Consider the following 23,147-nt stretch of genomic DNA (forward strand, 5'->3'; position numbering starts at 1 on the left):
GGCTGATGGTCGACAAAAGCTGAATATTCAGGCCACATCGTGAGCACAGGTGATCCCTGAATAATGGATATTCAGATAACGCCCCCACAACTGAAGATTCAGCGCGGACCATCGGCAGTGGTGCTCGGGGAAAGCTGAATATTCAGGAAACGCGGCCGGAGCTGAATATTCAGCTTTTCCCAACACCCATGGGTCCAGGGCGCGGCCTGAATCTTCAGCCCATGCACGTCACGTGGGCCCGTGGACCTCTGCTCGATCCCCGACTCCCACCCCCGTGGGCCATCCTGCCCTCCAAGTTATCCACAGGGAGCCGCCGCGGTCTGGGCACGTGGCAGATGATGCGCCAGACTCCTCGCATGGACCACAGCCACGACCTCGACCCCATGACCGACCCCCGCACGCATACCAACACCGCGATGGACACCCACACACACGCCGGCGTCGAGAACGGCATCGGCGCGGATGACGGCATCGAGTATGACGACCTCGAGGCTCCCGAGATGGAGGATCTGCTCGATCAGGACGACCTCTTCGACTACGAGGATCCGCTGGATGCCCGGGAAGACTTCACCCGGAGGCCCCCACCGGATGAGCTCGCACCCGCGGAGCAGCAGGCCTGGACGCTGTGGCTGCGAGCGCACGCGCTGCTCGAGGCGCGCTTCACCCAGGCGTGTGCCGGCAGCGCGGGCATCTCCCTGCCGGAGGCCACCGTCCTGCTGCTGGTGGGCCAGTATCGAGGTCGTCGCCGCCGGGCCCAGATCGTGGAGATCACCGGATGGTCCGAATCCCGCACCAGCCACCTGCTGCGGCGGATGGAGCGGGCCGATCTGGTGGTCACGGTGCGCGACTGGTGCGGGACGATGGTCGAACTCACCCGTCACGGCTGGGAGGTCCACCACCAGGTGCGGCCAGAGCACAGCGAGGTCCTGCGCTCCTCGCTGCTGTGGCCCATCGAGCGCAGCGGCCACCGGCTGACCCCGGCACTGGCGGCGATCGTGGACCGCCTGGACCCCGTCTACCCCTCCGAGTGGTGAGCGGGACAGGACCGAGTTTGCCGGGGCGCGGAGGGTTCGCTATCCTGGAGAGGTTGCTTGACGGCCTCGAAGGCTTCGAGCGGCAGACCACGGGATGTGGCGCAGGTTGGTAGCGCGCGTCGTTCGGGACGACGAGGTCGCAGGTTCAAATCCTGTCATCCCGACCATTGAGAAGGCCCCGGCATCGCAACGCGATGCCGGGGCCTTCGCCACGTCCGACGGTCGACCGGCGGATCAGCCGCGCTCGGCCCGGGCCTGACGCTGGTCCCGCACCCCGACGAGCCCGGCCAGCACCACGATCACCGCGATCAGGCCGAAGCCCACCGCCACCGCCATGTTCCAGTCCGTGCGGGCCAGCACCGAGAACGCCACACCGGTGATCGCAGCGATCCCGATGGAGGTGCCCACCCGCTGCCCGGTCTGCAGCCCCCGCCGGCCGCCCCGGCGTAGCGCACCGGGACGTCCGCGAGCGTCAGCGTCTGGTTGGGGCTGACCACCAGGCCCTGCCCCACTCCCACGAACACCATGGTGCCCAGCAGGAACCACTCGCTGAGCCCCACGCTCTCCCGCAGCACCACGACGCCGAGGCTCAGCAGGATCCCGGTCAGCACCAGGCCGATCCCCCACAGCACCATCGGGCGCCCCACCTGCATGACCTTCCGCCCCGCCAGCGGCGCGGTGATCGCGCTGGCCAGGGCCGAGGGCAGGCCGATGAACCCGGCCGCGAGCGCGGTGTGGCCCATCCCCTCCTGCATGTACAGGGCGATCAGCACCCACACGCTGGTCATCCCCACGAAGTACAGGGCGATCAGCAGGGAGCCGTTGGCGAAGGAGCGGGTGCGGAACAGCCCCATGTCCACCATCGGCTCACCACCCCGGGCGGAGTAGCGCCGCTCCCAGCGCACCCACGCGACCAGCAGCGCCGCCGCCACCGGCAGCGCGATCCACACCCACGCCCCGGCCGAGGACTCCACGAAGGGCAGCATGACCAGGAAGATCGCCACGCCGAACAGTCCCAGCCCCACCGGGTCCAGATCCACCCGACGACGCCCGGAGGCACCGGCCCCGCCGGCCCCGTTGCGGCGCACCACGGGCAGGGATGAGGTCGACGTCGAGTGCTCCTCGGGCACCGGCTCCCACGCCGAGGCCGGCAGGAACGGCTTGGCCGCGATCAGCGCGACCAGGCAGATCGGCACGTTGACCAGCAGGGAGACCCGCCACCCGGCGCCCGCGCCGAGCACGCTGATCAGCAGCCCGCCCAGCACCGGCCCGATCGCGACGGAGACCCCCACGATCCCGCCGAAGATCCCGAAGGCCCGGCCGCGCTGGGTCCCGGAGAAGTACTGCTGCATCAGCCCGATCACCTGCGGGTTCAGCAGCCCCGACCCCAGGCCCATGACCACCCGCGCCAGGTTCAGCACCAGCGGGGTCGGGGCCAGCCCCGCCACCAGGGACCCCGCGCCGAACAGCACGACCCCGGCGATGAACAGCTTCGCCCGCCCGAACACGTCCCCGGCCCGGCCCGCGGCCACCAGCACGACGCCGAAGGCCAGGGCGTACCCGGAGAGCACCCACTGCAGCGCGGAGCTGCTCGCCCCGATGTCGGCCTGCACGGACGGCAGGATCACGTTGACAATCGAGACGCTGAGCAGGGACATGAACAGCGGCACCAGGGTCAGGGTGAGCAGGCGCCGCTGGGTCGGGTCGAAGGCGGTGTCGCCGGCGTGGGTTTCGCTGGGCATGGAACTCCTGTCGTGCGGGGCGGGGATTCGGGCAGACTGGTGGATGGAACCACGCCGGGCCCGCTTTTCTTCCGGGGCCGCCTCCCGCGGGCGAGCCCGCGCATCGACCCACGTCAGGAGCATCATGCCCATCACCACCAAGGCCCTGCAGAAGACCGGACCGGATCAGCCCTTCCGCGTCGTGCAGATCCGGCGGCGCGACCCCCGCCCGGACGACGTCGTCATCGACATCAAGGCGGCCGGCATCTGCCACAGCGACATCCACACGATCCGCAACGAGTGGGGCGAGGCGCACTTCCCGCTGACCGTCGGCCACGAGATCGCCGGGGTCGTGGAGGCCGTCGGGGAGAACGTCACGAAGTACCGGGTCGGGGACCGCGTGGGCGTGGGCTGCCTGGTGAACTCCTGCGGCGAGTGCGAGGAGTGTCGGGACGGGCAGGAGCAGAACTGCCTCAACGGCGCCGTCGGCACCTACAACTCCGAGGACGTGGACGGGACCATCACCCAGGGCGGGTACGCCCAGAAGGTCGTGGTCAACGAGCGCTTCGTCCTGCGCATCCCGGACGCCCTGGACTTCGACGTCGCAGCACCCCTGCTGTGCGCGGGCATCACCACCTACTCCCCGCTGGCCACCTGGGAGGCGGCCGAGGGCAAGAAGGTGGCCGTGCTGGGCCTGGGCGGTCTGGGCCACATGGGTGTGCAGATCGCCGCGGCCAAGGGCGCGGAGGTCACCGTGCTCTCCCGGAGCCTGAAGAAGGAGCAGGAGGCGAAGGACCTGGGGGCGGCGCGCACCCTGGCGACCACCGAGGACGGGTTCTTCCGGGATCACCGCGGGGAGTTCGACATCATCCTGAACACCATCTCCGCGGACATCCCCGTGGACGACTACCTCGGGCTGCTCAAGCCGCGCGGGGTCATGGCCGTGGTGGGACTGCCGCCGCAGGCCCAGCCCCTGCACTTCGGGGCGCTGATCGGCGGGCGCAAGGCCCTGGCCGGGTCCAACATCGGCGGCATCCCGGAGACCCAGCAGATGCTGGACTTCTGCGCCGAGCACGGCTTCGGCGCGGTGATCGAGAAGGTCTCCGTGGACGAGGTGGACGAGGCCTACGACCGGGTGGTGGCCGGGGACGTGAAGTTCCGCTGCGTCATCGACGTCTCGACCTTCGACGACGCCGAGGTCCAGGCCTGAGCCCATGGGATCCGAAGGCCGCGAATTCGACGTGATCGTCCTCGGCGGCGGCCCGGTCGGGGAGAACGCCGCCGAGTACGCGGTGCGCGGCACCGACGGCAGCGCCGCCCTGGTGGAGGCCGAGCGCTTCGGCGGGGAGTGCTCGTACTGGGCCTGCATGCCGTCCAAGGCGCTGCTGCGCCCCGTGGACGTCGTCGACGCCGCCGACCACCTGCAGGGGGTGGCCGGGCCGGTGGCCCTGGACCGGGAGCAGCTGCTGGCCCGGCGCGACGCCTGGACCTCCCACTACGACGACGCCGGGCAGGTGGACTGGGCCCGCTCGGCCGGGCTGACCCCCGTGCGCGGCCGCGGACGGATCACCGGGCAGCGCGAGGTCACCGTGACCGGTCCCGGCGGTGCCCGCACGGTGCTGCGGGCCCGACAGGCCGTGGTGATCGCCACCGGCAGCGTCCCCGTCGTGCCCGAGGAGCTCGCTCCGGTGCGCCCGTGGAGCACCCGGGATGCGACCGGGGTGCGCACGGTGCCGGCCCGCCTGGGGATCGTGGGCGGAGGGGCCGCCGCGGTGGAGGCCGCCCGCTGGATGCGGGCCCTGGGCAGCGAGATCACGCTGATCGTGCGCGGGCCGCGCCTGCTCGCCGACGCCGAGCCGTTCATCGGGGAGGCCGTGGCCCGGGGATTGGAGCAGGAGGGCGTGCGGGTCCTGCTGCGGACCCGCGTGCTCAGCGCCTCCCGCTCCGAGACCGCACCGGACGACGCGCCGGACGCGACACCGGAGACCGCCCCGCTGGGCGCGCCCCACGGCGGACCCGTGCGGCTGCGCCTGGCCCGAGTCGAGCAGGACCAGGAGGCCCCCGGGGAGACGTCCCCGCGGACCGGGGCGGAGCTGGTGGTGGACGAGGTGCTGGCCGCGACCGGGCGACGCCCGGCCCTGGAGGACCTCGGGCTGGAGAGCATCGGGGTCAGCGCGGAGCAGTTCACCGCCCATGCCCACGGCGGTCCGGGCTCCCCGCTGCCGGACTGGCTCTACGCCGTCGGCGACGCCTCCGGGGAGGCCCCGCTGACCCACTGGGGCAAGTACCGGGCGCGCCTGGTCGGCGCCTCGGTGCGGACCGCGGCCCGGGGCGAGGACCCGTGGGCCGTGTTCGATCCGCACCGGGACGGGGCCGCCGCGGCCCCCGTGCCCCAGGTGGTCTTCTCCCGCCCGCAGGCGGCCTGGACCGGACTGAGCACCGCCCAGGCCCGCGAGCGCGGGATCGCGGTGCACGTGCGGCGGGTCCCGTACACGGCGGCGGCCGGGGCCGCCCTGCTGCGCGACGACGCCGAGGGCACGGTGCAGCTGCTCAGCCGCGCCGAGGACGATGTCCTGCTCGGCGCCGCCTTCCTCGGCCCCGAGGTGCAGGAGCTGGTGCACGCCGCGACCGTCGCGATCACCGGGGGCCTGACCCTGCGGGCCCTTGCGCACGCGGTGCCCTGCTACCCCACGGCCTCGGAGGTGTGGCTGCGGGCGCTGGAGGCCGAGCCCGCGCGCGGATAGCACCGGGGTCGCCCGCTCGTCGAGCCCTCGGGACACGCGGCGCCATCTGCGCACACGCGGGGACACACGGCTTGGCCGGCGGGGGCGGACGGGACTGAGATGGCACCCGTGGACGGGATGGACCGCCCACCGCTGATCCGTCCCCACCCGGAAAGACCCCGTATGCCCGCCCGCACCCCCCTGTCCCGTCGCACGCTGCTGCGCTTCGCCGCCGGATCCCTGGCCCTCGCGCCGATCCTGGCCGCCTGCGGGACCTCCCAGGCCCGGGACCGGGGCACCGAGGAGCTGGCCGTGGGCTTCCCCGAGGACTCCGAGAACTGGGACCCGCACCAGCCGCCCTACACGGTCTCGCGCACCATCGCCCGGCAGATCACCGACACCCTCGTGGACCAGGACCCGGACACCGGGGACATCGTGCCCTACCTGGCCCGCCGGTGGGAGGTCTCCGAGGACGGCTCCCGCTTCACCTTCCACCTGCGCGATGACGTCACCTTCTCCGACGGCACGGCCTTCACCTCGACGAGCGTGAAGAACAACTTCGACCGGATCATCCGGCTGGGCTCCCTGTCCTACATCGGGGCCAGCCACCTGCGCGGCTACCAGCGCACCGAGACCCCGGATGCCCACACCGCCGTCGTCGTCTTCGACGGGCCCAACGCCCAGTTCCTGCAAGCCGCGACCACCCAGACCCTCGGGATGCTCGCGGACGCGACCCTGGGCAAGGACCCCAAGGACGTGGCCCGCGGGGACGTCATCGGCTCCGGGCCGTACGTGTTCAGCGAGTACCGGCAGGGCCAGTACGTGCTGCTGACCCGCCGGGAGGACTACGCCTGGGGCTCGGATGCCCGCAGCAACAAGGGCCCGGCCCGCTTCCGCACGGTGCGCGCCCAGTTCATCCCGGACCCCACGACCCTGGCCGGGGCGGTGACCTCCGGGCAGGTGGACATCGGCACCATGCTGGACGTGTCCACCCTCGCCGGGATCAAGACGGCGGACCTGCACCTGTCCCAGGTCCCCGGCAAGGGCATCTCCACCCCGCTGATCCCCTTCATCTACCGCCCGATCTTCCAGGACGCGCACGTGCGCCGGGCCATCAACGCGGCCACGGACCGCCAGGAGATCGCGGACCGGATCTACCAGGGCAACGCCAAGGCCGCCACGGGCCTGCTCACCGCCGCGACCCCCGGCTCCGCGGACCTGTCCGATCTGCTGCGCCACGACCCGGACCGGGCGGTGGCCGAGCTGGAGCAGGCCGGGTACACCCGGGTGGATGCAGACGGCTACCGGCACCACGAGGACACCGGGGAGCCGCTGACGATCGTGTTCATGTACACCGGCTCCGGGACCACCAAGGAGCAGATGCTGCAGCTGCTGCAGAACCAGTGGAAGAAGGTCGGCATCCGCTTCGACCTGCAGCCGCGCACCGAGGCGCAGCTGAGCGACTACACCCTCTACGACGCCCCCTACGACCTGTCCACCTGGTCCCAGGGCCGGGCGGACCCGGACGTGCTGCGGGTGGTGTACTCCTCCTTCTACGAGAACCAGTCCTTCTTCTTCGGCCACCCGATCAAGGAGGTGGACGAGGCGCTGCTGAATCTGCAGTCCACCACGGATCCCGCGAAGCGCCAGCAGGCCAGCGAGGATGCGCAGCGGCTGCTGCTGGACGGCGGGTACTCCTTCCCGCTGGTGGACGCCTACACCTCCACCGCCGCCTCGATGCGCCTGGCCGGGATCCCGCTGGATGCGGAGAACAAGCTGGTGGCCGCCGACGTCGCCCTGTCCGGGTGAGCCCGGCCCCGCTGAACCGACCGCATCCGCCCTTCCCGCCCGCCACCTGCCCAGGAGTCCCGCCGTGACCCGTTACGTCCTGCGCCGCCTCGCGCACGCGCTGATCGTGCTGTGGGGTGCGATCACCCTGTCCTTCCTCATCGTCCAAGCCACCCCCGGGGATCCGGCCCGCCTGCTGATGGCCGGCTCCGACGCGGGGGACGCCGGGGCGGCCGACGACGCCCAGCTGGCCCAGCTGCGCCACGAGATGGGCCTGGATCAGCCGCTGCTGGCCGAGTACCTCGGGTACCTGTGGCGGGTGGTGAGCCTGGACTGGGGCACCGCCTACTCCAAGCAGCGCCAGCCCGTGCTGGACGTGATCAGAGACGGGCTGGGCTCCACCGTGCAGCTGGGGCTGGCGAGCCTGCTGATCATGGTGGTGCTCGGCGTCGTGTTCGCCCTGGGCTCGGTGCTGCTGCCGAACCGCTTCCTGCGCTCGGTCTTCGAGGGCTTCACCGTCCTGGGCATCGCGGTGCCCAGCTTCGTCATGGCGATCCTGCTGCTGCAGATCTTCGCGTTCCGGCTGGGCTGGTTCCCGGCGTTCGGGGCCGGCGGCCTGGACTCGCTGATCCTGCCGGCGGTGACCATCGCCCTGCTGGGGGCCGGGACCCTGTCCCAGGTCTACGCCCGCAGCATCCGGGAGGTCCGGGCCCAGGAGCACGTGCAGGTGGCCCGCGTGCGGGGCCTGGCCCCGCGCAAGGTCGTCACCCGGCACGTGCTGCGCCAGGCCAGCCTGCCCGTGTACACGATCGTCGGGATGCTCGTGGGCGGGGTGGTCTCCGGGGCGGCGATCATCGAGACGATCTTCGGCCGCCCCGGCATCGGCAACCTCTACGTCGCGGCGGTGCAGGGCCGGGACTTCCCGCTGATCCAGGCGCTGATCGTGCTCACCGGCGGCCTGTACGTGCTGGTGACCCTGATCGTGGACCTCACCTACCCCCTGATCGACCCGCGGGTGGCCTCCCCCGTGGCCGGAAGGAGCCGAGCATGAGCTCGACGGACATCACCTCCTCCCCCGCCGCGGCGGGCGCCCCCGACGCCGAGCGGCCCGGGCCCCCGCTCTCCGACGCCCGGACGCGGGCCCGTCGCCCCGGGGCCCGGACGGGTGCGGCCCTGCTGCGCCGCCCCGGCACCGTGCTGGCCGGGCTGTTCGTGCTGCTGATGATCGGCTGGGTGCTCTTCCCGGGGCTGTTCGCCACCGCCGACCCGACGGAGATCGTCGGGGACTCCCTGGCCGCCCCGAGCTGGCAGCACTGGTTCGGCACGGATCTGAACGGGCGGGACGTGTACTCCCGGGTGGTCTACGGCGCCCGGGTCTCCCTGCGCGCCGGGGTCCTGGCGATCACGATCTCCCTGGTGGTCGGGGGCCTGCTGGGCATGCTCGCCGGGTCCGTGGGCGGCTGGGTGGATGCGGTGATCTCCCGGTCCGTGGAGGTCATCGTCTCCATCCCCGGGCTGCTGCTGTCCCTCGCGCTGATCTCCGTGCTGGGCTTCGGGGTCACCAAGGTCGCCATCGCGGTGGGCATCTCCGGGATCCCCGGATTCGTGCGCATCGCCCGGGCCGAGACCCTGCGCGTGAGCGCGATGCCGTACATGGACGCGGCCCGCACCAGCGGCACCCGCCGCTTCCTCGGCCTGTTCAGCCACGTGGTGCCCAACGCGGCCGGGCCGGTCGCGGTGGTCGCCGGGATCGACCTGGGCGGGGCGATCCTGTCGATCGCCGCCCTGAGCTTCCTCGGCTTCGGGGCGGTGCCGCCCACCGCGGAGTGGGGCTCGCAGATCAACGAGGGCCGGCTGTACGTGGCCAGCGCCTGGTGGTGGAGCATCTGCCCCGCGATCATCGTCGCGCTGACCGTGCTCAGCGCCAACCGCCTGACCCGCAGCATCGGCACCCGAGAGGTCTGACCATGAACACCGCTTCCTCCTCCCCCGCCCCCGTCCTGGAGCTGTCCGGGCTGCGCGTGGCCTACCCGGGCCGGCGCGGCGCGGTCTCGACCCCGGCGGTCGACGGCGTCGGCCTGAGCGTCGGGCGCGGCGAGTCCGTGGCCGTGGTCGGGGAATCCGGCTCCGGCAAGACCACCCTGGCCCGCAGCGTGCTGGGCCTGCTGCCTTCCGGCACCCGCCGGGAGGGGAGCCTCCGGCTGGCCGGGCAGGACCTGGACGCGCTGGATGCTACCGGGCGGCGCCGGCTGGTGGGCCGGCGCATCGGCTACGTTCCGCAGGATCCGGGAACCTCCCTGGATCCGCTGCTGCGGGTGCTGGAGCAGGTGGTCGAGCCGCTGCGCATCCACGGCATCGGGGACCCGGACACCCATCGGGAGCGGGCTCTGGCCGCGATGCGGGAGGCGGGCCTGCCGGACCCGGAGTCCCTGGCCCGGCGCTGGCCCCATGAGCTCTCCGGCGGGCAGCGGCAGCGGGTGCTGATCGCCGCGGCGATCGTGACGGACCCGGATCTGGTCCTGGCCGATGAGCCCACCAGCGCCCTGGACGTCACGGTGCAGAAGCAGATCCTGGATCGGCTGCAGGAGCTGGTGCGCGAGCGCGGCACGGCCCTGCTGATGATCACCCACGATCTCGCGGTGGCCGCCGAGCGCACCGACCGGGTGATGCTGATGAGCCGGGGCCGGGCCGTGGAGCAGGGCCCCAGCGAGCAGGTCCTGCTGCACCCGAGCACCCCGCAGGGCCGGGCCCTGGCGGAGGCGATGGCGCTGACCGCCGACGCCGTCGACACCGACGGCCTCGGGGTCGACGGCGAGGGGGCCGGCAGGACCGCGGTCGACGGCAAGGCTGCCCCCTGGGCCGACCAGAACCCGGCGGATTCCCCTGCGGCACGGACCGACGCCGGAGCAGAGGCACCGGTCGGCGTCGACGGCGCGCGCACCCCGGTGCTGACCGGTGAGGGGCTGTCCCGCGCCTTCGGCTCCCGACGCGAACCGGTGCACGCGCTGCGCGAGGCCGCGTTCAGCCTGGCCGAGGGCGGCAGCCTGGCCGTGGTCGGAGAGTCCGGGTCCGGCAAGACCACGCTGGCCCGGATCCTGCTGGGTCTGGAGCGGGCCGACGCCGGTCGGATCACCCTGCGCGGGGCGGAGGTGACCCGCCGGGACCGGTCATTCCGCCGTACGGTTCAGCCGGTGTTCCAGAACCCGCACTCCTCCTTCGATCCCTCGCACTCGGTGGGCTGGTCCGTGCTGGAGCCGGTGCGGGCCCTGGGCTCGGTGGGCCGGGCCGAGCGGCGGGAGCTGCTGGGGCGGCTGTTCGACGACGTCGGGCTGGACCGCCGGCTGGCCGCGCGCCGCCCGCGGGAGCTGTCCGGCGGTCAGCTGCAGCGCGCGGCGATCGCCCGGGCGCTGAGCGTGTCCCCGGATGTGCTGGTCTGCGATGAGGCGGTCAGCGCCCTGGACGCCTCGGTGCAGGCCCAGGTGCTGCGGCTGCTGCAGCGGCTGCGCGACGAGCGCGGGCTGTCCCTGCTGTTCATCACCCACGACCTGGCGGTGGTGCGGTGGCTGTGCGAGGACGTGCTGGTGATGCGCGAGGGCCGGATCGTGGAGGCCGGCCCGGTCTCCCGGATCTTCCGCGCCCCGCAGCAGGAGTACACGCGGGAGCTGATCGCGGCGATCCCGCGGCCGCTGCGCGCGGGTGCCGCGGCCTGAGGCCTGCGCAGGGAGGCGGGGCTGGCGGCAGCGGCCATAATGGGGGGAGCCGCATATCGCCGACGTCGTGAGGAGCGGGCCACCCATGCCCCTGGAGCAGCACAGCCGGACCAAGCCCCTGGTCATCGGGATCGCCGGGGGCACCGGCTCCGGGAAGACCACCCTGACCCGCGAGCTGATCGAGGCGGTGCGCGAGCGGGTCGCCGTCGTCTACCACGACAACTACTACAAGCGCCACGATGACCTGACCTTCGAGCAGCGCTGCCGGCTGAACTACGACGCGCCGGAGGCCTTCGACGACGAGCTCATGGTCCGGCAGCTGGACACCCTGATCGCCGGCGGGTCCATCGAGTGCCCGGTCTACGACTACGCGGATCACAACCGCTCCGAGGAGACCCTGTTCATCGAGGCCCAGCCGATCATCATCGTGGAGGGGATCCTGCTGTTCGCCTCCGAGGCGATCTGCCGCCGCTGCGACATCAAGATCTTCGTGGACACGGACGCGGACGTGCGCATCCTGCGCCGGATCAAGCGGGACGTGCTGGAGCGGGGTCGCTCGGTGGAGTCCGTGGAGGCCCAGTACCTGTCCACCGTCAAGCCCATGCACGAGCTGTACGTGGAGCCCTCCAAACGGAAGGCGGATCTGATCATCCCGGAGGGCGGGGGCAACCTGGTGGCCCTGGACATGCTGGTGCACCGCGTCCAGCGCCAGCTCGACGGCGCCTGAGCCCGCTGAGAGTCACGGGCCCCCCAGCTGGAACCCCGGGCAGTCCCCCAGCACCTCCAGCAGCGCGGCCCGCTCGGGGGCGCTCACGCTGAGCCCGTACTTCGCCTTCACGCGGATCTGCCGGGCCGCATACACGCAGCGGTAGTCCTCCTGCGGCGGCAGCCAGGAGGCGGCGTCCTGCGCGCCCTTGTCCTCGTTGGCCGGACCGTCCACGGCCAGCAGATTCTCCGGGTCGTTCGCGTACTCGGTGCGACGCCGGGGCTCCCAGGCGGAGGCGCCCGAGGCCCAGGCGTCGGCCAGCGCGACGACGTGGTCGATCTGCACCTGCCGAGACCGGGCCCCGGCCGTGAACGCGATCTGCCGCCCCGTGTACGGATCCGCGAGCAGGCCGCCGGCCACCGCGCACCGCTGGGCGTTCTTGTAGGACACCTCGGTGAGGTCCCGGGCCAGGATGTCGTTGCGGGTGTCGCACCCGTTGCGATCCGTGTCCGCCCACGCCTGGCCGAAGGCCTCCCGCCGGTAGGCGGGGCTCGTCGTCTTCTCCCGCACCGGGATCGCCGCCAGCTCCCGGGCGGTGGCCTCCGAGAGCACCACCTCACGGGGCGCACCCCACCCGCCCAGTCCCCCGGACCACGGCGGGCTCAGCAGGCCGCGCCACCACAAGCCGAAGACCAGCAGGACGACGGCGGCCAGCAGCACCGGGACCGAAGCGGCCCGGCGCGAGAGTGCCGGCCGTGGTGCGGGCATCGGCCGCGGCGTGCGATGGCGTCCCATGGGCCCATACCAGCAGCACCGGGTGGACGGCGTCGAAGGCTCTCCTGCGCGGACCCGCGTGCTGACGGGGCGGCTGTGGATGCTCCGGCGACAGCCGGGGCGAGATCCACCGGCTCGGGGACAGAAGGAGACGGTGCGGCGACCGGTCGGTCACCGCACCGTCATCGGCTCAGCCCTTCGCGTCAGCCCGTCGGCTCAGCTCTTCGCGCCGAGCAGGATCACGTCCAGGCGCCGCGGGCCGTGCACGCCCTCCACGCGCTGCAGCTCGATGTCCGAGGTCGCCGAGGGCCCGGAGAACATCGTCACCGGGTGTGCCCGATCCACCCGGGCCAGGGCCTCCGGGACGATCTCCACGATGGTCTCCTCCGGGACCACGCAGATGTGGTGGTCCGGGATCAGGGAGATCGCCCGACGCCCCTCGTCCGGGTTGGAGTTCAGGAACACGGTGCCGGTCTCCGCGCAGGAGACGGTGGAGGAGGTCACCACCGCATCCATCGCGTCCAGCTCCTTGTTGCTCAGCGCCCCGGACTTCTCGGTGTTCCCGGAGTCCACGAAGCGGGTGCGGGTGGCCGTGTCCTCCGGCAGCCACTCGGACTTCAGCCCGGTGGGCACCACGTACCGGGCCCGGTCCCCGAGCAGGTCCGCGATCGTCGTCGCGATGGTGTCCTCGGTGGCCTCGTGCACCTGCGCCTTGTAGTCGATCAGCCGGTCCGCCAGCAGCTCCCGGCGGTCCTTCAGGCTCGCCGAGGAGGTGTGCCGGTAGTCCCGGGTGGGCTCCGGCGGGGTCGGGTTGTCCGCCAGGGCCGTGCGGATCCGCGCCAGGATCTCGCTCTTCGCGTCGCTCACCATGTCCTCCTAGGCCTCGTAGTCTTCCTCGGTGCCGCGGGCGTAGTCGGCCACGGTATCCCCCTTCGCCTGCGAGCGCTGGATGGCCACCCGCTCGGAGGCCATCAGGCGGGTGTAGTCATCCTGGTCCTTGGCGTAGCGCTTCGCCTGCTGCTCGTGCAGGGCCTCGGCCTTGCCGCGGTTGGCGCGGATCAGCTCCTCCACGTCCACCCGCTCCGAGGCCGGACGCGGGGCCGCGGCCTTGCCGCGGTTCTTCTTCCACCAGGACCGGAAGGACTCCTTCGGCGGGGTGTCGATGTCGCGGTACTTGGTCCAGCCGCCGACCAGCCCGGGCAGCTTGTCGATCCGGTGGTCCTTCCCGGCGACGACGCGCCCGGCCGGCAGCGCCTTCTCCGCCAGACCCAGCACCTTCCCGGAGCCGAAGGCCACCCGGGCCCCGGCCATCATGCCGTCCATCTGGGTGGGCAGGCCGCGCTTGGTGCCCTCCTCGCCCTTGCCGTGCTGGGCGTCGATGTCCTTGCCGCGCAGGTGCACCAGGATGTCCGGGATGTTGATCTTCACCGGGCACACCTCGTAGCAGGCCCCGCACAGGGAGGAGGCGTAGGGCAGGGAGTTGTTGGCCTCCGCCTCGATGCCGCCCAGCTGCGGGGACAGGATCGCCCCGATGGGTCCGGGGTACACGGAGCCGTAGGAGTGTCCGCCGGCCCGCTGGTACACCGGGCACACGTTCAGGCACGCGGAGCAGCGGATGCAGTGCAGGGCCTGGCGGCCCAGCTCGTCCTTGAGCACCGCGGTGCGGCCGTTGTCGATGAGGATCACGTGCATGTTCTGCGGGCCGTCCCCGGGGGTCACCCCGGTCCACAGGGAGGTGTACGGGTTCATCCGCTCCCCGGTGGAGGAGCGCGGCAGCAGCTGCAGGAACACCTCGAGGTCCTCGAAGCGCGGGATGACCTTCTCGATGCCCATGAAGGTGATCAGGGTGTCCGGCAGGGTCAGGCACATGCGCCCGTTGCCCTCGGACTCCACGATGGTCAGGGTCCCGGACTCGGCCACCCCGAAGTTGGTCCCGGAGACCGCGACCTTGTTCTCGAAGAACTTCCGGCGCAGCCTCTTGCGGGAGGCTTCGGCCAGCTCGGCCGGATCGTCCGAGAGGTCCTTCCGGACCCCGGGGATCTCCTTCTTGAAGATGTCCCGGATCTCGCTGCGGTTGCGGTGGATCGCGGGGACGACGATGTGCGAGGGCTTGTCATGGCCCAGCTGCACGATCTCCTCGGCCAGGTCCGTCTCCACGGCCTCGATCCCGTGGGCCTCCAGGTACTCGTTCAGCCCGGTCTCCTGGGTGGCCATGGACTTGATCTTGGAGACCTCCGTGACCCCCTGCTCGCGGATCAGGTCCAGGGCGATGCGGTTGGCCTCCTCGGCGTCGCGCGCCCAGTGCACGTGCCCGCCGCGGGCGGTGAAGTTCTCCTCGAACTGCTCCAGCAGCTCCGGCAGGCGGGCCAGCACGTTCTGCTTGATCTCGGATCCGGCGGTGCGCAGGTGCTGCCAGTCCGGCATCTCAGAGACGACGGTGGCCCGCTTGGTGCGGATCTTGCTCATCGCGAAGTTGAGATTCCCGCGCATGGTCTCATCGTGCAGATCCCGGGCGGCGTGGTGGGTGAAGGACTCCTCGGCGAAGATGTTGCCCTGCCCGTGCGGGGGCACGGTGGGCATGCCGAGCTGGGTGACGGTCATGGTGTTTTCAGTTCCTCCCTGCGCCCTGCATCGCGACGCGTCCGGTGACCTCCAGCGGGTGCTCCCGGGTGCTGGCCAGGATCTCCGCGAAGTGCACGGTGGTGATGTCTTTGTTCTCCTTCAGGGCCGCCCCGCCGATGTTCATCAGGCAGGACACGTCCCCGCCGGCGCAGATCGAGGCGCCGGTCTTCTCGATGTTCTTGAGCTTGTCCGCGGCCATGGCCCCGGAGGTGTCCGCGTTCTTGAAGGAGAAGGTCCCGCCGAAGCCGCAGCACTCCTCCAGGTTGGGCAGCTCCTTGAACTGCACCCCCTCCACGGTCTTGATCAGGTCCGACTGCCGGGAGCCGAGCTTCATCAGCCGCATCCCGTGGCAGGAGGAGTGGAAGGTGACCTCGTGCGGGAAGTACGAACCCAGCTGCTCGGCGGCGTCGGTGATGCCCAGGACGTCGATGAGCAGCTTGGACAGCTCGAAGGTGCGTCCGGCGATCTCCTCCGCCCGCTGCGCGGTCTCCTCGTCCCCGGCGTGGCGGGCGACCATGCCCTGCTGGTGGTTCAGGGAGACCACGCAGGAGGCCGAGGGGGCGACGGCGACGTCGTAGTCCGCGGCGGAGAAGGCCTTCACGTGGTTCTTCACCACGGGGTAGGCGTCATCGAAGTAGCCGCTGTTGACGTGCATCTGGGAGCAGCAGGTCTGCCCCGGGGGGAAGACGACCTCGTGGCCGAGGCGTTCGAGGATGTCCACGGTGGCGCGGGCGACGCGGGGATACATCGCGTCGACGATGCACGTGGAGAAGAGGGCGATCCGCATGGTCTCTCCGTTTCCGGTGGGTCTCCCGGGGCCGGCGGGGCGTCGACGGCGGCGCGCGGCAGGCGGCGGGATGGGGCTTGTCCCTTAACACGATAGTGACGGTGTGTCGCCGTCGGAAACTCTATGTGCGATTTCTCGGGAAATTCACCGGCGACATTAGATCAGCTTTTCTTTGCCTAATTCCGGGATGCGCGTCTCCCGTGCGGTCGGAGCGGGCCCGAGGTCATCCGCGCGCACCGGAGTTGGCCCGGGCGGCGTGATCGAGTAAGCTGTGGTCCGACCACCGGCTGTTAGGTGAGACACAATCCACCGTGACGGCCCTTCCAGTCCACCGACCGCACCAGCGACGCTGCGGCCACGCCGCCCGTCCCGGTGCGCTCGCGACCTCCGATCCAGACCCAAGGAGTCCGCGTGAACACCTTCACCGCCGCCACCGACGCCGTCGGCGGCTCCCCCGGGCTGTCCGCCCTCGTGGCGCTGATCCCGCTGCTGACCTTCTTCATCATGCTGCTGGGCGTGAAGGCCCGGGCCCACACCTCCGCGCTCACCGCGCTGCTGGCGGCCCTTCTGGTCGCCTGGCTCGGCTTCGGCATGCCCCTGGACCTGGCCCTGATCACCGCGACCCAGGGCGGAGCCTTCGGCGCGTTCCCCATCGTGTGGATCATCGTCATGGCCCTGTGGTTCTACGAGCTCACGGTGAAGTCCGGGCGCTTCGAGGACCTGCGCCTGACCTTCGACCGCATCGGCGGCGGGGACCTGCGCATCCAGGCCATCCTCATCGCCTTCTGCTTCGGCGGCCTGCTGGAGGCCCTGGCCGGCTTCGGCGCACCCGTGGCCATCACCGCGACCATGATCATGGCGCTGGGGGTCAAGCCCCTGAAGGCCGCCGTCGTCGTGCTGCTGGCCAACACCGCCCCCGTCGCCTTCGGCGCCCTGGCCATCCCCATCACCACCGCGGGGACCCTCACCAACGAGGACCCGGCCGTGATCGGCGCGATCGTCGGACACCAGGCCCCCTTCGTCGCGTTCTTCGTGCCGCTGATCCTCCTGCTGCTGCTGGACGGCTTCAAGGGCGTGAAGGACGGCTGGCCGGCCGCCGTCGTCATCGGGCTGTCCTTCTCCGTGGCCCAGTGGTGGTCCGCGACCCACTTCTCCTACGAGCTGACCGACATCATCGCCTGCCTCGTCTCCCTCGGCGTGGCCGTGCTGTTCCTCAAGATCTGGAAGCCCCGCGGCGCGGAGGCCTTCCGCGAGCGCCTGGGCGTGGGCCCGGCCGCGCAGGACACCACCCTGCGCCCGGTGCGCGTGTGGATGGCGCTGCTGCCGTACCTGCTGGTCGTCGTCGTCTTCGCGATCGGCAAGATGTGGAAGCTCGGGGTGGACGTGCCCGCGGCCCTGACGGCCACGGACCTGAAGATCCACTGGCCCGTGATCCACGAGCGCATCCTCACCTCCGCCGGGGAGCCGATCTCCGGGACCACCTACACCTTCAGCTGGCTCTCCAGCCCCGGCACCATGCTGCTGATCTCCGGGATCCTCGTGGCGATCATCTACACGATCTGGACCGAGAACGGCCGCTACCGCCTCGGGATGGGCCCGGCCCTCGCCCAGATCGGGGTGTGCTTCCACCGGATGCGCTGGTCCGCGCTGACCATCATCGCGGTGCTGGCCCTGGCCTACGTCATGAACTTCTCCGGGCAGACCGTCTCCGTGGGCGTGTACCTGGCCTCCCTCGGCGGGGCCTTCGCCTTCCTGTCCCCGATCCTCGGGTGGCTGGGCACCGCCGTGACCGGCTCGGACACCTCCGCCAACGCGCTGTTCGCCAACCTGCAGCACACGGCGGCCACCAACGCCGGGATCGACCCGAACCTGCTGGTCGCGGCCAACACCACCGGCGGTGTGGTCGGCAAGATGATCTCCCCGCAGTCCCTGGCGATCGCGGCCACCTCCGTGAAGATGGAGGGCAAGGAGTCGGAGATCTTCAAGGCCGTGTTCCCGTGGTCCGTGGGCCTGCTGCTGATCATCTGCGTCCTGGTGTTCCTGCAGTCCCACGCCCTGGCCTGGATGATCCCGTAAGCCGACGCCGGGCCCCCGCCGCGCGCCCCGTTGCCAGCGCCCCGCACCGGCCCCGACCCTCCGGCTTCGGCCGGGGTGGTGGGTCGGGCGGGGCGCCCGCGTCCCAGCCGGGCTTCGCTGGTCCGGGCGGACTCGCCGGTCCGGCGGAGCTGCCGGTGCCTCCGATCCAGCCGGTCGGCCGCCGTGGCCGGCCCCGCCGACCAGCCGGTCCCACTGATCCCATCGACCAACCGATCCGGAGAGGAGGCGGCAGATGCCCGCCAGCCGCACCTACGACGTCGTGCTGACCTGGCTCGAGACCGGGCTGCGCACCGGGCAGCTGCGGGTGGGGCAGCGGCTGCCCTCCGAGCGCAGCCTGGCCGAGCGCTTCGGCATCTCCCGCGGCTCGGTGCGCGAGGCCATCCGGGTGCTGGACGCGATGGGTCTGGTGCGCTCCGGGGTGGGCTCCGGTCCGAACGCGGGGGCCGTGGTGATCTCCGAGCCTTCGGCCGCGCTGGGGTGGGGGCTGCGGATGCACCTGGCCTCCCGATCCCTGCCCGTGCCGGACGTGGTGGCCACCCGCATCACCCTGGAATCCCGCGCGGCCGCCGACGCCGCCCGCGCCGTCGGTGTCGCCCGCGATGGTGAGGCCACCGACGCCGTCGAGGACGGGGCCGCCGACCAGGAGCGGCTCGCCCGGACCACGGCCCTGCTGGCGGAGGCATCGGACCTGCTGGCGGAGCTGGACGATCCTGGACTTCCGGATGAGCGCTTCCACGCGCAGGACGCCGCCTTCCACCTGCTGATCAGCTCGCTGGGCGGGAACATCGTGGTCACCACGATCCTGGATTCCCTGCGCCAGGCCACCGTCGGCTACGTGCAGGAGGGGGTGCTGCGCCTGGACGACTGGCCGGGGGTGCGGCGTCGGCTGCAGGTACAGCACCGCCGGATCCTGGCCGCGGTGGAGCGGGCCCGCCCGGAGGAGGCCGCGGCCGCCGTCGCCGAGCACATCTCCTGGTTCCACGCCACCGCCTGGCCGACCCCCGCCTGACACAAGCCCCGCCGCCCTCTCCCCCGGGTTTGGGAGCGTTTCCGACGTCTGGGAGCCACGAGAACGCTCCCACACACCGAAACCCCTCCCCAACGCGCCGGAAGGGGGCGCGGGGAGGGGCAGAGCGCGGCGGAGCGCAGGACGGGCGCCCCGCCTCCCCTACGGGGTGAACTCGGTGCCGGTCAGGCGCTCGAAGGCCTCGACGTAGCGGCCGCGGGTCATCTCCACGACGTCGCCCGGCAGCTCCGGCGGCGGACCCTGCCGATCCCAGCCGGACTCCGGGGAGGTCAGCCAGTCCCGGACGAACTGCTTATCGAAGCTGGCCTGCGGGCGGCCCGGCTCCCACTGGGCCCCGTCCCAGAAGCGGGAGGAATCGGGGGTGAGCACCTCGTCGCCGAGGGTCACCTCCCCCCGGTAGGAATCCAGGCCGAACTCCACCTTGGTGTCCGCGAGGATGATCCCCTGCTCCCGGGCGATCCGCTCGGCCGTGGTGTAGATCTGCAGGGTCAGCTCGTGCAGCCGGTCCCCCATGGCCTGTCCCACGGCCTCGTTGACCTGCTCGATGCTGATCGGCTCGTCGTGCTCGCCGACCTCCGCCTTGCCGGTGGGGGTGAACACCGGGGTCTCCAGGCGCGAGCCGTCGGCCAGACCCTCGGGGAGGGGCCGGCCCCACAGGGTCCCGTGGGCCTGGTACTCCTTGAGCCCGGAGCCGGTGAGGTAGCCGCGGGCGATGCACTCCACCGGGAACATGGACAGGGACTTGCAGATCATGGCTCGCCCGGCCACCTGCTCCGGAACGTCCAGGGTCAGCACGTGGTTGGGGATGTCCGCGAGCTGCTCGAACCACCAGGCGGACATCTGAGTGAGGATCTTGCCCTTGTCCGGGATGAGGGTGGGCAGCACGTGGTCGAAGGCGCTGATGCGGTCCGAGGCCACGACCATCACCGCCCCGGCGCGGATCTCGGCGGTGTCGGAGAAGGAGGAGCCGGACAGGTCGGCGCCGTCTTCGGGGACGTAGAGGTCCCGGACCTTGCCGGAGTAGATGTGTCGCCAGCCGGGGACGGCGATGGGCTCAGCGGTCATGCGGTGGACTCCTGTGCGTGGGGGCGTGGGATGCGGGGTGCGGATGCGGAGACCGCCCCGCTCGGGGATCGAGCGGGGCGGCGGTTCGGGTCAGGGTGCGGGGATGGTGATCCGTCCCTCGGCGGCGCGGCGGGCGATGTCGGTGCGGTGCTGCTCGCCGGGCCAGGAGATCGCCTCCACCCCGGCGTAGGCGCGGGCGCGGGCGTCGGCCAGGTCCTCCCCGAGGGCGACGACGGCCAGCACCCGCCCACCGGCGGTCACGACGCGGGTGTTCCCGACGCCGTCGGGCTGCTCGGCGGTTCCGGCGTGCAGGACGGTGACGTCGGGCAGCTGCTCGGCGTCAGCCAGCCCGGTGATCTCATCCCCGGTGCGGGGGGTTCCGGGGTAGTTCTCGGCGGCCATCACGACGTCGACGGCCGGGCGCAGGTCCCAGCGCAGCTTCTGGTCCGGGTCCAGTTCCCCCTCGGCGGCGCTGAGCAGCAGCTGCCCCAGCGGGGTGCGCAGCCGGGCCAGGACAGCCTGGGTCTCGGGGTCCCCGAAGCGGGCGTTGAACTCGATGACCCGCACGCCGCGGGCGGTGACGGCCAGCCCGCAGTACAGGACGCCGACGAAGGGGGTGGCCCGCCGGGCCATCGCGTCCACGACGGGCTGGGCCACCGCGGCCACGACCTCGTCGGTGAAGCCCTCCGGCAGCCAGGGCAGCGGGGTGTAGGCGCCCATGCCGCCGGTGTTGGGTCCGGCGTCGTCGTCTCCGATGCGCTTGAAGTCCTGGGCGGGGCTCAGCGGAACGGTGTGGACGCCGTCGCACAGGACGAACAGGGAGACCTCCGGGCCGTCCAGGTACTCCTCGATGACCACGGCGGAGCCGGCCTCGAAGCAGGCGGCGGCGTGGGCCTCGGCCGCGGCGGGGTCCTCCGTGACCACCACGCCCTTGCCGCCGGCCAGCCCGTCGTCCTTGATGACGTAGGGGGCGCCGAAGCGGTCCATGGCCGCGCGGGTCTCCTCGAGGTCGCGGGCGACGGCAGCCTCGGCGGTGGGCACCCCGGCCTCGGCCATGACCTCCTTGGCGAAGGCCTTGGAGGATTCCAGCCGGGCCGCGGCGGCGTCGGGACCGAACACGGGGATCCCGGCCTCGCGCAGGGCGTCGGCCACCCCGGCGACCAGCGGGGCCTCGGGGCCGATGACGACGAGGTCCGCGTCGAGGTCCTCGGCCAGTCCGGTGGCCTGCTCGGGGGAGGACGGGTCGATGCGGTGCACGGGCACGACGCGGGCGATCCCGGCGTTGCCGGGGGCGGCGTGCACCTCGGTGACGGCAGGATCGCGCAGCAGCGCGGTGATGATCGCGTGTTCGCGCCCGCCGGCGCCGAGGACCAGAACCTTCATGGCCCAATGGTAACGAATCGATAACGGTGCACAGGACGCCCGCCGCCCACGGCCGCGCCTCGACCACGGAACGACCACCGCGCGACGCGAATCGCATCCGCCCCACGCAGGTGGGATACTCGTTGCGGCGTCACGGATCACACCCCGGCCGGGACGCCGCACCCCCTCACCGCGAACCCCAGGAGCGAAGCGCCCGTGTGTGGAATCGTCGGCCATTTCTCGGCCGGTCCCGTCAACCAGCAGGTCTACGACTCGCTGCTGCTGCTGCAGCACCGCGGGCAGGACTCCACCGGCATCGCCACCGCGGAGGACCGCACCCTGCACCTGCAGAAGAAGGTGGGTCAGGTCCGGGAGGCCTACCGCACCCGGGACATGCGGGAGCTGGTGGGCAACATCGGCCTGGGCCACGTCCGGTACGCGACCAAGGGCAGCGCGGTGAACCTGGATGAGGCGCAGCCGTTCTACGTCAACGCCCCGTACGGCATCGTGCTGGTGCACAACGGGAACCTGACCAACACCCGGGAGCTGACCGATGAGATGAAGCGCCGGGACTTCCGGCACCTGAACTCCTCTTCGGACACGGAGCTGCTGCTCAACGTGCTGGCGGCCTCCCTGCAGGAGAACGTGGGCCGGCGCCACCTGGACGCCTCCGGGATCTTCGACGCCGTGATGAAGACCCACGCCCGGATCCGCGGGGCCTACGTGGTGATCGCCCTGATCGCCGGTCACGGGCTGCTGGCCTTCCGGGACCCGCACGGCATCCGCCCGCTGGTGCTGGGCCGCCGGCCGGTCACGGAGCAGACCGCGCAGGCCGCGCGCACCTACCGCGAGACCTACGGGATGGATCAGCGGCTGCCGGAGCAGGAGTGGGTCGTGGCCTCGGAGTCCCTGGTGCTCGATGCCGGGGGGTACGAGATCGTGCGGGAGATCGAACCGGGCGAGGCGGTGTTCATCGACGAGTCCGGCACGCTGCACTCGCGCCAGTGCGCCCGGGAGACCACCCTGGTGCCGTGCGCCTTCGAGTACGTCTACCTGGCCCGCCCGGATTCGGTGATGAACGGGATCTCGGTGTACGAGGCGCGGCTGCGCATGGGCGAGAAGCTCGCCCAGACCATCCGCAGCCAGGTCCCGGACGAGGATTTCGACGTCGTGATGCCGATCCCGGATTCGGCGCGCCCGGCCGCCCTGGAGGTGGCCCACTCCCTGGGTAAGGAGTACCGGGAGGGCTTCTACAAGAACCGGTACGTGGGCCGGACGTTCATCATGCCCGGGCAGGAGGTGCGCCGGAAGTCCGTGCGCCAGAAGCTCAACGCCCTGCCCAGCGAGTTCGCCGGCAAGCGGATCCTCATCGTGGACGATTCGATCGTGCGCGGGACCACGTCCAAGGAGATCGTGGAGATGGCGTACGCGGCGGGCGCGGAGAAGGTCACCTTCGCCTCCGCGGCCCCGCCGGTGCGCTACCCGCACGTGTACGGGATCAACATGCCCACCGCGGGCGAGCTGGTGGCCCATGACCGCTCGATCGAGCAGATCCGGCAGATCCTGGGCTGCGATCACCTGGTGTACCTGGGGGTGGAGGACATGCGCACGGCGATCACCGAGTCCACGGACATCCCGGACCTGGAGATGTCCTGCTTCACCGGGGAGTACATCACCGGGGACATCACCCCGGAGTACCTCGACTACGTCGCCGCGGAGCAGGAGTCCTGA

18 protein-coding genes and 1 tRNA gene are annotated in these 23,147 nt (G+C 71.6%); 12 read left to right on the forward strand and 7 right to left on the reverse strand.

The features are described from left to right. Nucleotides 1-356: 356 nt before the first annotated feature. On the forward strand, nt 357-1,034 hold the full coding sequence (locus AC0VXQ_RS08745) for a MarR family winged helix-turn-helix transcriptional regulator (protein ID WP_058731544.1): 678 nt from the start codon (nt 357-359) through the stop codon (nt 1,032-1,034). 90 nt (nt 1,035-1,124) lie between these two features. Then, nucleotides 1,125-1,201 (forward strand) — tRNA-Pro (locus tag AC0VXQ_RS08750). A gap of 141 nt (nt 1,202-1,342) precedes the next feature. On the opposite strand, the gene AC0VXQ_RS08755 is transcribed toward AC0VXQ_RS08750, so the two are convergent. After that, the gene (locus AC0VXQ_RS08755; RefSeq protein ID WP_475528413.1) at nt 1,343-2,776 is read right to left on the reverse strand and encodes an MFS transporter; all 1,434 of its coding nucleotides are present in this window, start codon (nt 2,774-2,776) and stop codon (nt 1,343-1,345) included. 124 nt (nt 2,777-2,900) lie between these two features. On the opposite strand from AC0VXQ_RS08755, the gene AC0VXQ_RS08760 reads away from it, so the two are divergent. The 7 genes from AC0VXQ_RS08760 to udk all read left to right on the forward strand — a co-directional run bounded on the left by AC0VXQ_RS08760 (nt 2,901) and on the right by udk (nt 11,703). Next, a complete protein-coding gene (locus AC0VXQ_RS08760; RefSeq protein WP_058731543.1) occupies nt 2,901-3,965 on the forward strand; it encodes an NAD(P)-dependent alcohol dehydrogenase in 1,065 nt (354 codons plus the stop codon). A gap of 4 nt (nt 3,966-3,969) precedes the next feature. Beyond that, on the forward strand, nt 3,970-5,499 hold the full coding sequence (locus AC0VXQ_RS08765; RefSeq protein WP_475528416.1) for a dihydrolipoyl dehydrogenase family protein: 1,530 nt from the start codon (nt 3,970-3,972) through the stop codon (nt 5,497-5,499). A 162-nt stretch (nt 5,500-5,661) separates the two neighbouring features. Next, complete coding sequence (locus AC0VXQ_RS08770) at nt 5,662-7,287, forward strand: ABC transporter substrate-binding protein (RefSeq protein WP_224800030.1); 1,626 nt, start codon at nt 5,662-5,664, stop codon at nt 7,285-7,287. Nucleotides 7,288-7,351: 64 nt separating this feature from the next. After that, a complete protein-coding gene (locus AC0VXQ_RS08775) occupies nt 7,352-8,317 on the forward strand; it encodes an ABC transporter permease (protein WP_224800029.1) in 966 nt (321 codons plus the stop codon). Continuing rightward, nucleotides 8,314-9,231: an ABC transporter permease gene (locus AC0VXQ_RS08780; RefSeq protein WP_061225344.1), complete on the forward strand. Its 918-nt coding sequence runs from the start codon at nt 8,314-8,316 to the stop codon at nt 9,229-9,231. The genes AC0VXQ_RS08775 and AC0VXQ_RS08780 overlap by 4 nt, the downstream gene beginning before the upstream one ends. A gap of 2 nt (nt 9,232-9,233) precedes the next feature. Then, on the forward strand, nt 9,234-10,976 hold the full coding sequence (locus tag AC0VXQ_RS08785; protein WP_129357711.1) for a dipeptide ABC transporter ATP-binding protein: 1,743 nt from the start codon (nt 9,234-9,236) through the stop codon (nt 10,974-10,976). Between the two features lie 85 nt (nt 10,977-11,061). Next, complete coding sequence (udk, locus tag AC0VXQ_RS08790; protein ID WP_058731552.1) at nt 11,062-11,703, forward strand: uridine kinase; 642 nt, start codon at nt 11,062-11,064, stop codon at nt 11,701-11,703. Between the two features lie 12 nt (nt 11,704-11,715). On the opposite strand, the gene AC0VXQ_RS08795 is transcribed toward udk, so the two are convergent. The 4 genes from AC0VXQ_RS08795 to AC0VXQ_RS08810 form a co-directional block, all read right to left on the reverse strand. After that, entirely contained in the window at nt 11,716-12,450 is a 735-nt protein-coding gene (locus AC0VXQ_RS08795) for an HNH endonuclease family protein (protein WP_129357710.1), read from the reverse strand. 222 nt (nt 12,451-12,672) lie between these two features. Then, a complete protein-coding gene (locus AC0VXQ_RS08800) occupies nt 12,673-13,323 on the reverse strand; it encodes a LutC/YkgG family protein (RefSeq protein WP_058731556.1) in 651 nt (216 codons plus the stop codon). A gap of 9 nt (nt 13,324-13,332) precedes the next feature. Further along, the gene (locus AC0VXQ_RS08805; protein ID WP_081046406.1) at nt 13,333-15,057 is read right to left on the reverse strand and encodes a LutB/LldF family L-lactate oxidation iron-sulfur protein; all 1,725 of its coding nucleotides are present in this window, start codon (nt 15,055-15,057) and stop codon (nt 13,333-13,335) included. Nucleotides 15,058-15,064: 7 nt separating this feature from the next. Continuing rightward, nucleotides 15,065-15,865: a (Fe-S)-binding protein gene (locus AC0VXQ_RS08810; RefSeq protein ID WP_058731550.1), complete on the reverse strand. Its 801-nt coding sequence runs from the start codon at nt 15,863-15,865 to the stop codon at nt 15,065-15,067. Between the two features lie 411 nt (nt 15,866-16,276). On the opposite strand from AC0VXQ_RS08810, the gene AC0VXQ_RS08815 reads away from it, so the two are divergent. Continuing rightward, a complete protein-coding gene (locus AC0VXQ_RS08815; protein ID WP_279752321.1) occupies nt 16,277-17,941 on the forward strand; it encodes an L-lactate permease in 1,665 nt (554 codons plus the stop codon). A 253-nt stretch (nt 17,942-18,194) separates the two neighbouring features. Further along, complete coding sequence (locus AC0VXQ_RS08820; protein ID WP_058743563.1) at nt 18,195-18,971, forward strand: FadR/GntR family transcriptional regulator; 777 nt, start codon at nt 18,195-18,197, stop codon at nt 18,969-18,971. A gap of 159 nt (nt 18,972-19,130) precedes the next feature. On the opposite strand, the gene AC0VXQ_RS08825 is transcribed toward AC0VXQ_RS08820, so the two are convergent. After that, a complete protein-coding gene (locus tag AC0VXQ_RS08825; RefSeq protein ID WP_058730668.1) occupies nt 19,131-20,054 on the reverse strand; it encodes a phosphoribosylaminoimidazolesuccinocarboxamide synthase in 924 nt (307 codons plus the stop codon). A 90-nt stretch (nt 20,055-20,144) separates the two neighbouring features. Beyond that, on the reverse strand, nt 20,145-21,437 hold the full coding sequence (purD, locus tag AC0VXQ_RS08830) for a phosphoribosylamine--glycine ligase (RefSeq protein ID WP_475528423.1): 1,293 nt from the start codon (nt 21,435-21,437) through the stop codon (nt 20,145-20,147). Nucleotides 21,438-21,632: 195 nt separating this feature from the next. Here purD and purF point away from each other — a divergent pair, with 195 nt between their 5' ends. Further along, nucleotides 21,633-23,147: an amidophosphoribosyltransferase gene (gene purF / locus AC0VXQ_RS08835; RefSeq protein WP_058730666.1), complete on the forward strand. Its 1,515-nt coding sequence runs from the start codon at nt 21,633-21,635 to the stop codon at nt 23,145-23,147.

The organism is Rothia sp. QJM3NY_36 (genome assembly GCF_056173115.1).

Bases quoted from the DNA above. Each gene is read 5' to 3' on its own strand.
- AC0VXQ_RS08745 (WP_058731544.1), top strand. From the start codon at position 357: ATGGACCACAGCCACGACCTCGACCCCATGACCGACCCCCGCACGCAT.
- AC0VXQ_RS08755 (WP_475528413.1), bottom strand. From the start codon at position 2,776: ATGCCCAGCGAAACCCACGCCGGCGACACCGCCTTCGACCCGACCCAG.
- AC0VXQ_RS08760 (WP_058731543.1), top strand. From the start codon at position 2,901: ATGCCCATCACCACCAAGGCCCTGCAGAAGACCGGACCGGATCAGCCC.
- AC0VXQ_RS08765 (WP_475528416.1), top strand. From the start codon at position 3,970: ATGGGATCCGAAGGCCGCGAATTCGACGTGATCGTCCTCGGCGGCGGC.
- AC0VXQ_RS08770 (WP_224800030.1), top strand. From the start codon at position 5,662: ATGCCCGCCCGCACCCCCCTGTCCCGTCGCACGCTGCTGCGCTTCGCC.
- AC0VXQ_RS08780 (WP_061225344.1), top strand. From the start codon at position 8,314: ATGAGCTCGACGGACATCACCTCCTCCCCCGCCGCGGCGGGCGCCCCC.
- AC0VXQ_RS08785 (WP_129357711.1), top strand. From the start codon at position 9,234: ATGAACACCGCTTCCTCCTCCCCCGCCCCCGTCCTGGAGCTGTCCGGG.
- udk (WP_058731552.1), top strand. From the start codon at position 11,062: ATGCCCCTGGAGCAGCACAGCCGGACCAAGCCCCTGGTCATCGGGATC.
- AC0VXQ_RS08795 (WP_129357710.1), bottom strand. From the start codon at position 12,450: ATGCCCGCACCACGGCCGGCACTCTCGCGCCGGGCCGCTTCGGTCCCG.
- AC0VXQ_RS08805 (WP_081046406.1), bottom strand. From the start codon at position 15,057: ATGACCGTCACCCAGCTCGGCATGCCCACCGTGCCCCCGCACGGGCAG.
- AC0VXQ_RS08810 (WP_058731550.1), bottom strand. From the start codon at position 15,865: ATGCGGATCGCCCTCTTCTCCACGTGCATCGTCGACGCGATGTATCCC.
- AC0VXQ_RS08820 (WP_058743563.1), top strand. From the start codon at position 18,195: ATGCCCGCCAGCCGCACCTACGACGTCGTGCTGACCTGGCTCGAGACC.
- AC0VXQ_RS08825 (WP_058730668.1), bottom strand. From the start codon at position 20,054: ATGACCGCTGAGCCCATCGCCGTCCCCGGCTGGCGACACATCTACTCC.
- purD (WP_475528423.1), bottom strand. From the start codon at position 21,437: ATGAAGGTTCTGGTCCTCGGCGCCGGCGGGCGCGAACACGCGATCATC.